This window comes from Aestuariicoccus sp. MJ-SS9 (assembly GCF_032586235.1).
Classification (GTDB): Bacteria; Pseudomonadota; Alphaproteobacteria; order Rhodobacterales; family Rhodobacteraceae; genus Aestuariicoccus.
The window spans coordinates 1-10,566 of sequence record NZ_JAWHTD010000075.1 but is presented as its reverse complement, the minus strand read 5'-3'; the positions used below and the strand labels follow the sequence as shown (position 1 = coordinate 10,566).

Here is a 10,566-nt window from a genome sequence, read left to right as displayed (position 1 = left end):
GACACGTTCGGCAAAAAGAAACGTGAGCTGACGCTGTCGATCGCGGCGCTCGAGGAAGAGTTGGCGAGACAGCCGGATCCGGCCGAAATCGAGGCGGACCGCATGCGTTTCCTCGAACTGGCAAAATGTCTTGCGCAGCTTCATCTTCACGGCACGGAGGCCGAAAAGCGGGAAATCGTCGAAAACGCCTTCTCGAACCGGACGGTGGTCGGAAAAAACGTCGAACTGGAGCCACATCAATGGCTTGAACTGCGACAAACTACTCCATTTGTCTTCTATGGTGGCCATTATCGGGACACATATCGAACTCAGGGTGACAATGGCGGGCTTCAGTCTTTGGCGAAATTTCTTGATATTAGAGCGTTTCGGGTTGCACCTGAATCGGGAGGGAGTCCCCAGACGTCTGATCTGTGATTCATATGTGGACGCCGCCTTTGGCAAGGGCTGATTTTGTCATGTTGCGGTGCATTGATCGCGCCATGGGTCATCAAGGGGGCAATGGATGCTCCGTCATTTGCCACCTACATCCGCGAAGTGCTCGTCCGGGAAATTGCACCCGGAACCGTCGTCATTCTCGATAACCTGGCCTCGCACGCCGTCAGAGCAGCAATACAGCGATCCACTGCCCGGCTGGGTCATGCGAAGCATGATGCCGAGAGGGGCAAGCATCGATCGCGGAGTGCGCCCTCACCGAGCCGGGACGGCTTGACCTTTGAACATTACAGACGATCGGCCTTCAGGTGCGCCGCCGCTCTCAGGTTCTGGTCAAGAACCTCATTGAGTGTCGAATGCCCGACATCGCGGCTCAGGAGTGGTAATAGCCCGTCCCGTACTTGGCGTAAGCTCCGTATGAACCGCCGTAGCCGTAGCGCTTCATGCCCTTGGGATCGATCTGCGCAAGCACCAGACCAGTGACATGCAGATTGATGGTCGAGAACTGGCGCAGAGCGTCGCTCACCTGGGTTCTTGTGGTCTTGTCCCAGGCAACGGTGAACATGATGGCATCGACCGATTGGCCGATGATCCGCGCATCAGGAACGACGAGAACCGGCGGCGTGTCGATGATAATGAAGTCGTAGGCCTGTCGCGCCCTATCGAGGAAGGCTTTGAACCGGTCGGACGAAAAAAGGTCTGCCGCATTCACCCGTGATGGCTCGCCCATCAGTACATCCACGTCGATGCGAGGATCGCGGAGGATCAACTCCTCGATGGGTGTGTCTGACGTCATGGCGGCAATGATGCCGCCACCGTCGCCATCAAAATTGAAATACTCGCCAAAAGTGCGACGTCGAATATCACCTTCAACCAGGAGTACTTTCTTGCCGAGCCCGGCCAGATTATGAGCAATAGAGACCGCCTGCGTGGTCTTGCCCTCGCCCGGGATCGACGAGGTCGACATGATGATTTGAGGCGGGTTGTCGACATCCGTCAAAAGAATCGAGGTCCGCAGATTCCGGATAGCCTCTGATGCGGCGGATATGGGTTTGTCGTTGAGATAGTCGATCAGCTGGTTGCGCCGGCGGATTGGGATGCGTGGAATCTGCCCAAGGATCATGTGTCCGGTTTGCGCCCCGAGTTCTTCCGGCACACGGAAGCCGGTGTGCAAGAACTGTCGCGAAAGAACAAGTCCTGCGCCCAGCAGGACACCAAGGATCATGGAAAGTGCAAGGATCCTGCTCTTGCGCGGTTCAACATAGGTGCCGGGCGTCGCTTCCGAAAGGACGCGGCTGTCGGCCTGCTGCAGGCCGCGCTGAACGGAGGTTTCCTTCAGACGGGTGAGAAAAGTCTGGTAAAGCGTGCGCGTGGCTTCCGTGTCGCGCTCTAGTTGCTGCAGCTCGACGAGACCGGCGGATTGGCTTTCGATGTCGCTCTCGAGCCGCGCCAACGAAGCCGCCAGCGCATCGGCCTGCTGGCGAGCCCTGTTCAGATTCGTCTCGACCCGGCCGGTCAGCAAATCGTACCGGGATTCGAAGAGTCGCAACGCTGACTCGTCGCCGGCAACCGCGTCTTCGACGAGACGATCAAGCGTCGGATCCTCAAAAGCCTCCACCATTTCAGCTGGGTTTGCCGCTGCCCGCAACTCTTCGAACCGGGAAAGCCGAGCCTCGAGAACGCCGGTATTTGCACGGGTTTCTCCCAAACGGTCGCGGACATCACGAGCTTGCTGGTTGAGTGCTTCAAGCGCCTCGACGCTGGTCAGGTCCATGCGCGCGCGCGCGTCTTTGATCTGGTTTTCCTTCGCTTCAAGCTCAGCCTCCAGCTCGACCACCCGCTCCGACAGCCAGGTGACGGCGTTCTCCGTTGCTTGAAATTTCACATCGACCTGATCCTGGATATAGAGCTCAGCCAGCGTGTTGGCGATGCGTGCCGATTTCATGGGATTTTCGGTCTTGGCGCTGATCGAAAACACATAGGTATTGCGTTGGTTCGAAGCCGAGACTGCAGAGCGCACCGCGCCGACCGTCCGGTTCATGGTGGCTTGCTCGGCGGGGAGAGCGTCACTCGAAGCATCTGAAGCTTCAGGAGACTTAGCTTGCTCAAAGAAGTTTCGAATGACCGTCTTCAGAGGCTCCAACGAGACCGCTGGCGCCGGCCGTAGGACGGAATTGAACTCTGGGTCATCGGTCAGGTTCAGTTCTGTTACCAGCTTTTGCAGCAAGCCGCGCGACCGGATCACCTCTAGCTCGGTGTTGATCGCCGAAGTTTCGGTCGAAACGCCGGATACCACGCTTTCGATATCGACGACCTGTTCATTGCGCAGCTGAAGGGCAAGTGTCGTTGTTGCCGAGTACTTTGGCACAGCGACGACAAAGGCATAATACCCTCCGATCAAAACCGTAACCATTGCGCAGAAGGCGATAATGAGTTTGCCGCGCCACAACGTTCCAAATAGCTGCAGCAAATCGATTTCGTCGTCTTCGGCAGCCTGCAACTTCACGGGTTGCGCCTCATTACTAAACCGGCTGTCAACAGCTGCTCGAGGTTTTTCTTGCATGAGTTGGAGACCCACAAATTACCGTTCCACGGTGTATGTCATACCTGCGGTTTAGCGACAATCGGTTTGCCCCGAAGCGCCCTCAAGGAGAAGTCATGTCGGCAAACCTCGCGGCTGTGCTGCGCAGGGATCAGCCTGTTACACGCTTCAAGGCGCATGGTGGCCCATCGCGCAAGCAATGTGGCGTCAAGCCGTTGAGGTGCGCCGTTAAAGTCACCCAAAAGCGCAAAGTTTGAGCAGGAAAAGGCGCTGAGATCAGGAGAAATCTGGAATCATCCTTCGCTCACGCTAGAAACCCCAGAGAGAATCCCGTACAAGGAGACAAGGTTTTTAACCCCGGAGAAGAAAATGAAGATTTTCACCACATTTGTTGCGTCGGCCACGTTGCTTGCCTCTGCGGCCGTGGCGCAAGAAAAGACCGCTCTCGAAATTGCGCGGGAAATGGATGCCTGTGACGGACGTGAGGTGCTTGCTGCCAAGTTCCTTGATGATGGACGTATCCAGGTACGTTGCAGTGATGAGGCAATTGCGGCCGATGGAAATGGTGGTAATGTTCCCACCAACAATGTGAATCCGTTGGTCGGTGACCTGGGGCCCGTGCTTGGTGCACTTGGTCTTGCTGCGGTCGCAGCGGCGGCGGCAGGCGGCGGCTCCAGTACCTCTGACACTCAGTAATCACGGGGACAGGAAGCTTTGCATGGCGTCAAGCGGCGCGCGTTCGGTTCTCGGCATAGTGCAGGCATCGCGAAACCGTTTGTTTAGGGCACCATTAGCGTGTTTCGCAGGAGATACGCGAGCTCTTGCGCGGTCTTGTCTGCAGGGAATGTAGGCAGGTTTTCACGGCAAGTTCGTAACGCTGTCGAACCAAGGACAGCGGAATCGTGAGGGTCTTGCCTCTTGTGTTGCACGCGCTAACCTTTGAAATGCAAAGGTTTTATACTCAGTTAACGGGGGCAACTTTGGAGAACTCTAAGGCCCAGAACTGGTTCGTTGCACAATTGAAGCCCAACGGTCTTTCAAGGGCGCAACGCAATCTCGAACGGCAAGGGTATCGGCATTTCAGCCCCTACCGTCAAAAGACCGCACGTCGGGGCGCAACCGTGGTAAGTAGCTCACAACCCTTGTTTCCTGGATATATCTTCGTTCAGTTCGATCCTGAACACCCGGGGTGGCAGGCGATAGGCTACACGCGGGGAATCTCCCGGCTGGTTTTGAGTGATATTCGTCGACCAAGGTCGCTGCCTGCATCATTCATGTCCGGGCTCATTGAGAGATGTGACGAGAGAGGAGCCATCACTCCGCTTGAAGCGGACTTTCATGTAGGTGACCGCATTCGTGTTCTTGCAGGACCTTTTTCAGAAATTGTTTCAACTATTGAAAAATTAGAGCCGGGTGAGCGTTTGCGGATTCTGATTGACCTGATGGGACGTAAGGTTCCTGTAAAAGTCCCTTTCAACAAGGTTGAGCGTCTGGCTGGCGCTGGTTGATCTGAAGATGGCTCGATATGTGCGTTCAGCAGCTACATCCGCTTGCCCGCACGGTATATCGTATAGGGCAACAGGCGCTTTAAATAACTAGATGCGCAGTTCGTCAGTCTGGTGTATGCCGTTGCATACCGGATACGTTTTTTGACAATCTGTATCACTTGCCCCATCGGTTTGGGCTTCTCATTTTCATCCATTCTCTGCTCCTCTCTGCCAGAGTGAAAGGAGCCGTCACCACCGTCAAATGTGCGAAAGACTCTGGACGTTATCACACGCCTGGATGAACTGCCTCAGATCATTAACGTACTTCGCGGCGAGATGAGCCTGATCGGCCCGCGGCCAGACTATTTTCACCATGCGCCACTTCGTGCGGACCGTACCTCGGTATCGCGCCAGTCATGGGGTGCGTCCAGGGATAAGTGGCCTGGCACAGACGCAGCTAGGCTATGTCGAAGGCGTGGAGGCCACCAGCTCGAAGGTGCAAGCAGACCTTTACTACATACAGAACGCAGGATTTTTACTGGAAACCTGGATTTTCTGGCGCACTCTGATCACGGTTCTTTACCGTCACGGTGCATGACATTCACCAAAATGAAAGACGCGGTCCCAAGGGGCTCTGCGTCTTCCATTCGTTCAAATTTTCCGTTGATCAGTTTGCCGCAGCCCGAGCTGCAGTGTTGATCAGGGTAGGGAACGCCTGCTGGAGTGCCCGGTTCCACTTGGTGATCGGCTGTTCCTCGATGAAGACAATATCGTTCGGACGCATCTGCATCCGTGTGGCGAGCGTGATATTCGCCGCGTTCGCCGCATTCAAATGCCAGGCAGTCACGGCTCCGAATTCGGCCGGGTTGGACGAGGCCCGCAGCACATAAATCTCGGCAGGGTTGCCGGTCGTCGTGTTGAAGCCACCGTTCTCGTACAAGACATCGGCCAGCGTGGCATGCTGATTGTAAGGCAACACGAAGCGGCTCTGCGCATTCACCTCGCCCGCAAGATAGACGTAATCACGCTGCTCTGCTCCCAGAGCCGCTCGGGAATTGAAATTCTCGCGTTGTTCGTTGAGCGCAGCGCGGCGCAAGCCAATCTCTGCCTGCAGTTCGTTGATCGCATCGGTTCGGGCCGAGCGGCGCAAGCTGATCACATCCAGTTGCTGACGGTAGAAGCTCAGAGCACGATCAAGATCGTAGCTGGTGTCAACATAAATTGCATCGCCGTTCTGCAGTCGCAGACGCTGCAATTCCGGACGGGAGAAGAAATCCTCAATCGGGATCTGGTAGAGCCCACCGTCTCGGTAGATCCGTATCAACGCGAATTCCTCATTATCGACACTCAGACCGCCGGCCGCGGTCAGAGCTTCGCCCAGGTTCAAAGTGTTGAGCGTAATCGGAACCAGTGTTGAGTTGCCCACGGACCCGCCGACGGCAACACGTTTGGAGTTGAACTCCAATATTTCCAGCGAAAACGCCGGGTCAATCTGGTTTTCGACGAGCACTTGGAACAACCGTGCTTCGGCTTCTTCTAGCGTCATTCCGGCCAGTTGGACCTGGCCGATTTCCGGAATCGCAATCGCGCCATCATCCCGTACTGTATAGCCTTGGCGTTGATTTTGCGCGGCCAACAGGCCTGACAGCTCCTCGACAGTCGATCCGCTACTCTTTGTTGCGAGCAAAAGCACATCTCCGACACCGATACGGTACGGTTCGGAAATGGGATCAGGCGGAATACGTAGTTCCATCGCTTCGCGACGTTCGGTTGGAAGGTAGGGCTGTTCCGGCAGTGCGCCTGCGCCGCGCAAAGAGCCGCCGCCGGCGATTTGAGAAAAGACGGCGGGTAGGGATCGCGGTGTGTAACTTTGCCTGTTTGCCATCAGCACGGTCTGCGCCGTCAGTGGCATGACGCGCACTTCAGCCCCCGCAGCCTGCTCCCCGACCGAGGGACTGGTATAGGTCACCCCGCATCCACTGGCCGCCAAGGTCGCGCAGACGGCGGCGATGCCGAATAGAGCTTTGGTCATGTGATCACTTCCCCTCGATTTCCTATACAGACCATGCTCATCGAACCAGTCTTTCGGTTAAAACATAGCCCACGTTTTTGCTGATCCATTGCCGTGACTTCCACATGAGCCCTGACCCGTCACGCCAATAGCTGTTGGTCACGTCCAGCCCCGGTGAAACACACCGCTCGTCGGTCCGGGTGGTCGCATGGGGCCGGCCAAAGATGGTGATGGTCTCCGGTTCGGCAGCGATGCGCTGACACTGAAAGGTGCGGAACGTGGTCTGGAACGTCCCATCCAGCCCGCTGTGAAACCGGGGGTAGAATTCAGGTATTGCCTGCCCGGCCAACATTGCGCGGGTATTGCTCACATCTGCCGACATCAGATCGTCGCCCAGGCCGCGCGTGCCGACCAGAACGCCGTCGCGAAACATCAGCGCCACCTGACCACCTGTTTGCCAGGTGATCATGCCGCGGTTTTCTCCGCGCGGGATCAGAGTGGCGACTGTGTCCAGCCGGTCGATCTCGGCCAAAAGCAATGGTGTGTCGAGCTGATCGAGCTGGGCGCGCGACAGCACTTTTCGCGGGTCGGGCGCCTGGGGGGCACTACATGCGCTGAGCGCAAGGGCAAGGATAAGCGCGCGCATCATCTCCAGAACCGCCCCCATCCGCTGCGCAGTCCGGGTTTCTGTGTGTCATTCAGCAGGTCATGCAACCGGTCTGACACGTTCAGGCGTGCTCCGCCGTCACGTGTGACCGGGCGGATCGTGGTCGAAAACGTGTCGCGGGTGGGCGTGCCGGAAATCCAGCTGATGGGAACGGTAATGCGGATGCCCTTGTCGAAAGAGCCTTCGCCGAAATCGTCGAAAGACACGTCCGTGAAGGTCGCGAAGCCGCCGATCTTCCATCCGTTGCGAAAAGTTCGATCCAGCGAAATGGTCGCTCCCCAATCACCCGCCAGATACCGCCCAACGTCGAGCTGGCCGGTGAAGCCATTGCCGAAATCGTAATAGGCCGACCCGTGACCGGTGGCGATTTCGTAGCTGCGCAAGCCGAACAATTGCTTGAATTCTCGCTGACGGACGTAGTTTACCTCAAGCCCCAGCGACAAGCGGCTGTCGAGCGGCTTCCAAAGCAGTTCGCTCGATATCCCGGCGAAATGGGGCTCCAGGTACCCAAGTGTCAGGCGGCCGTAAAGCTCTGGCCCTGCGCGGAAAAAACGGGTCGCCACCAGTTCTGGAATGGTCGGGTCCCCCTCGCGTTCGTAGATGTTGAATTCACTGCGCACGCGCGGGAGCACAGAGGTCGATGGGCGCGTCGATTGATCCAGGTTACCGACGATCTTCTTGCGCACCGCCCCTTTTAGAACAAACCCGGGCGCGGGTTCGTAGCGTGCTGACAATTCTGCCCCGAAATCCGCGCGTACAGGTTGGTCGGGGTCGAACAGGCTGGGGGAGAGGTACGGCTTCAAGTCATATTCAAAGCGCGGGTACAGCCCCGCGCGCGGTTGTAGGGGAGTCTCCGGCGTTTCGATCCGCGCCCTAGCAAGGCTTTTCCAGGCCCCATCGAGGTCACTTTCCAGCGCTTCGATGTCCTCTCGCCGAAGAGTGATCTGTGACCCAGCGATGCCGTTCACCACAGGAACGATCACGAAGGTGTCGACAGAGGCTGGCATGATCCCCGTCATCGCCCGCGCCGCCCTGCCAATGGCCTGCGCTTGTGCCACATAGGTATCATTTTCGATTTCCAGGCGCGCTGTGCCTGGTCCGAAAGAGAGGCCGTGCAGCTCCAGTCCCGTCGCAGCCAACGCAACGGATAAATCGGAACGGATGCGCCCGCGGTTTTCTGGCTCAAACGTCCAGCCCAGCGCCCTTGCCGATCCGGCGGGGCGGGGCACAACCGGTGGCGGTCCCTTGTCGAGGCCGCCAAAGGCCGGCGGGTTCTTCGGGTTGAGCGCAAAGCTCAGCTGCACGCCCAATTCCGAACCGTAAAGGTAATGCGCACTCAGGTGGACACCGGGGCGCAGCCGATAGGTCGCACCAATGTTGACCGGCGCGAAATAATCGAAGGTGGACACCCGTTCCAGGCGGTAGGCGTCTGACGAATACTCGATCGCGAGGCTGAGCTTGTCCGTGGCTTGGTATTCGAGCCCGCCAAAGAAAGCCGCATCGCCCTGAAACAGCTGATCGACCTCGACTTCGCCACCCTGGTTGCCCGTCCGGGTTTCCCGGTCCCGGAATTGATCGCCGAAGATCGAAAGCGGATTTGTGAAACCGCCAATGCCGGCAAAGCGGCCCCAACCAATCCCCCCCGTAACGCGAAAGCGCGGCGTCAACGTCTTTGATACAGCCAGGTATTCAGATCGATAGACCCCGGTGCCCAGAAAATCGTTTAGTCCGATGGCGATGGCCGGCCGGTTGCGCGTTTCCGTGGCGATCTCGTAATGCAGCGAGAAACTGCGGTCGAACCGGAAATCCGCATTGTTGATGTCCCACAGGTTGGCGTAGCGAAAACTGCCCGACAGACGGGGTGTGATCTGAAAGGTAAGCGTATTGCGCAGCTGTTTCTGGAAATAGCTGCTGGTGAAGGCGAGCTCTCCGTCGGGGCGAGCATGCGCCGCCGGCATGTCGATCAAACCGGGATAGCCGTAGGTGTTGTAGCCGGTTTCCAGCATGGGCTGCGCCCAAAGCGACCCTGCTGAACACGCCAACACTCCCACTGCCACCCAACGGATCAAAAAACCCCTCCTGCCTTGGCGCAGACACTATGAAATATGCCGATCGCGGTCACGCCGCGACCAGTATTTTGGCCGTGGCAAACGCGCCGAGTGGCCCATTTGCCACGCGCCGGAATGTCGCGACCATTGTGCCCAATCGGGGTGAGACTGCCATTTTGAAAATTTCTCACGGTGTCGAACCCTCTTGCCAGAACGTTTGGCGTTTCAACAGGGAAAACTGGTGCGCAGCAGCGCCTTGCCAAGGCCAAAATCACCGGTTTTCGATGTCCCATTTCAAAGGAATTGGCGGATTTTAGACAGGTTCTTCATCGTGAGCGTACCGATGCCACCCACTCCGTTGCGGCGGATCGCGCGATAGTCTTCGCGGCTTTTTTGAACGATCTTTCGCAAAGATCGGTTGTTCTCACCGCCTACGCGCATCTTGACCATGACCTTGGGAATATGGGCGAGCCGGACCCGGCCTTTGGCAAGGTAGCGCAGCATGGCGTCGTAATCGGCCGCGATGCGAAAAGAGGTATCGTAAAGCCCGTGCTCTTCAAAGACGGCGCGCCTAAGGTAAAGCGTCGGGTGTGGGGGCATCCAGACTTTGGCCAATTTTGCCGCGGTGTAGGAACCGGACCGCCATCGCCGGATGATGCGCGAGGTATCGGTTGCGGAGACGTAATCCAGGTCCCCATAGACGCCGTCCACCTCCGGATCGGTCAACGCTTGCGCCACGCGGGCAAGAACCTGGTCGTCGGCAAAAAAGTCGTCGGAATGCATCAGGCCGATGACATCGCCACTCGACCGTGCAATGCCGCGGTTGATCGCATCATAGATGCCGGCGTCCCGTTCAGATTTGAAATCGATCCGACTGTCTTCACACGACGCAATTTCCGAGAGTGTTCCGTCGGTTGAACCGCCGTCACGCAGATGCCGCCATCAGTGTCAAAATGCGAGGTCGCGAAATACATCTCCTCGGCGCCCGAAGCCGCCGCAGAGAAGAACAGGTGTAACGGTCATAAGCGTAGTTGTTGATACGTTTCGATAATGTCAGTGCCGCCCTGGCTCCAGATGGCTCGCTTTCCACTAGTAGCTCAGCCGATTTCGCCTGCGGCATTTGGTGTCCGGCTAGGCGCGGATTGCGGCCTTGTTCTCAAGGAACCAGCGGTAAGTCTCGCGGATGCCCTCTTCGAGCCCGATCGAGGCCTGCCAGCCCATGTCGCGGAGCCGCGAGACATCCATCAGCTTTCGCGGCGTCCCGTCGGGTTTCGAGGGATCGGTCTCGATCCGCCCCTCGTAGCTAGTCACCTGAATCTGAAGTTCTTGCCAATGATTTCTGGCAAAAGCGTTGGACGGAGGTGAGGATCTCGTCGGCG

The 10,566-nt window shown here is 57.6% G+C and carries 9 protein-coding genes and 2 pseudogenes; 5 read left to right on the top strand and 6 right to left on the bottom strand.

The genetic code is table 11. From position 1 onward, the window contains the following. A pseudogene (locus RXV88_RS22430) lies at nt 1–414 on the top strand (hypothetical protein); the annotation flags it as partial. A gap of 391 nt (nt 415–805) precedes the next feature. Here RXV88_RS22430 and RXV88_RS22425 read toward each other — a convergent pair. Continuing rightward, a complete protein-coding gene (locus RXV88_RS22425) occupies nt 806–2,995 on the bottom strand; it encodes a polysaccharide biosynthesis tyrosine autokinase (RefSeq protein ID WP_316295890.1) in 2,190 nt (729 codons plus the stop codon). A 348-nt stretch (nt 2,996–3,343) separates the two neighbouring features. Here RXV88_RS22425 and RXV88_RS22420 point away from each other — a divergent pair, with 348 nt between their 5' ends. The 4 genes and pseudogenes from RXV88_RS22420 to RXV88_RS22410 all read left to right on the top strand — a co-directional run bounded on the left by RXV88_RS22420 (nt 3,344) and on the right by RXV88_RS22410 (nt 5,059). After that, nucleotides 3,344–3,670, top strand: a complete 327-nt coding sequence (locus RXV88_RS22420) for a hypothetical protein (RefSeq protein WP_316295889.1) — start codon at nt 3,344–3,346, stop codon at nt 3,668–3,670. 227 nt (nt 3,671–3,897) lie between these two features. Then, complete coding sequence (locus RXV88_RS22415) at nt 3,898–4,482, top strand: transcription termination/antitermination protein NusG (RefSeq protein ID WP_316295888.1); 585 nt, start codon at nt 3,898–3,900, stop codon at nt 4,480–4,482. A gap of 243 nt (nt 4,483–4,725) precedes the next feature. Next, nucleotides 4,726–4,800: pseudogene (locus tag RXV88_RS23765) on the top strand (hypothetical protein); the annotation flags it as partial. A 34-nt stretch (nt 4,801–4,834) separates the two neighbouring features. After that, nucleotides 4,835–5,059 carry a sugar transferase gene (locus RXV88_RS22410; RefSeq protein WP_316295887.1) on the top strand — a complete coding sequence of 75 codons (225 nt, stop codon included), beginning with the start codon at nt 4,835–4,837 and terminating at the stop codon, nt 5,057–5,059. 69 nt (nt 5,060–5,128) lie between these two features. Here the strand turns inward: RXV88_RS22410 and RXV88_RS22405 are convergent, their stop codons facing one another. From RXV88_RS22405 to RXV88_RS22385, 5 genes are all read right to left on the bottom strand, one after another. Next, entirely contained in the window at nt 5,129–6,493 is a 1,365-nt protein-coding gene (locus RXV88_RS22405) for a polysaccharide biosynthesis/export family protein (protein WP_316295885.1), read from the bottom strand. Between the two features lie 37 nt (nt 6,494–6,530). Next, the gene (locus RXV88_RS22400; protein WP_316295884.1) at nt 6,531–7,139 is read right to left on the bottom strand and encodes a YjbF family lipoprotein; all 609 of its coding nucleotides are present in this window, start codon (nt 7,137–7,139) and stop codon (nt 6,531–6,533) included. After that, a complete protein-coding gene (locus tag RXV88_RS22395) occupies nt 7,118–9,145 on the bottom strand; it encodes a YjbH domain-containing protein (RefSeq protein WP_316295882.1) in 2,028 nt (675 codons plus the stop codon). Before RXV88_RS22395 ends, RXV88_RS22400 begins: the two co-directional genes overlap by 22 nt. A 336-nt stretch (nt 9,146–9,481) precedes the next feature. Beyond that, complete coding sequence (locus tag RXV88_RS22390; RefSeq protein WP_316295892.1) at nt 9,482–10,120, bottom strand: glycosyltransferase family 2 protein; 639 nt, start codon at nt 10,118–10,120, stop codon at nt 9,482–9,484. Nucleotides 10,121–10,318: 198 nt separating this feature from the next. Then, a complete protein-coding gene (locus tag RXV88_RS22385; RefSeq protein ID WP_316295881.1) occupies nt 10,319–10,498 on the bottom strand; it encodes a hypothetical protein in 180 nt (59 codons plus the stop codon). Between the last annotated feature and the right edge of the window lie 68 nt (nt 10,499–10,566).

Bases quoted from the DNA above. Each gene is read 5' to 3' on its own strand.
- RXV88_RS22425 (WP_316295890.1), bottom strand. From the start codon at position 2,995: ATGCAAGAAAAACCTCGAGCAGCTGTTGACAGCCGGTTTAGTAATGAG.
- RXV88_RS22420 (WP_316295889.1), top strand. From the start codon at position 3,344: ATGAAGATTTTCACCACATTTGTTGCGTCGGCCACGTTGCTTGCCTCT.
- RXV88_RS22410 (WP_316295887.1), top strand. From the start codon at position 4,835: ATGCGCCACTTCGTGCGGACCGTACCTCGGTATCGCGCCAGTCATGGG.
- RXV88_RS22405 (WP_316295885.1), bottom strand. From the start codon at position 6,493: ATGACCAAAGCTCTATTCGGCATCGCCGCCGTCTGCGCGACCTTGGCG.
- RXV88_RS22400 (WP_316295884.1), bottom strand. From the start codon at position 7,139: ATGGGGGCGGTTCTGGAGATGATGCGCGCGCTTATCCTTGCCCTTGCG.
- RXV88_RS22395 (WP_316295882.1), bottom strand. From the start codon at position 9,145: ATGCTGGAAACCGGCTACAACACCTACGGCTATCCCGGTTTGATCGAC.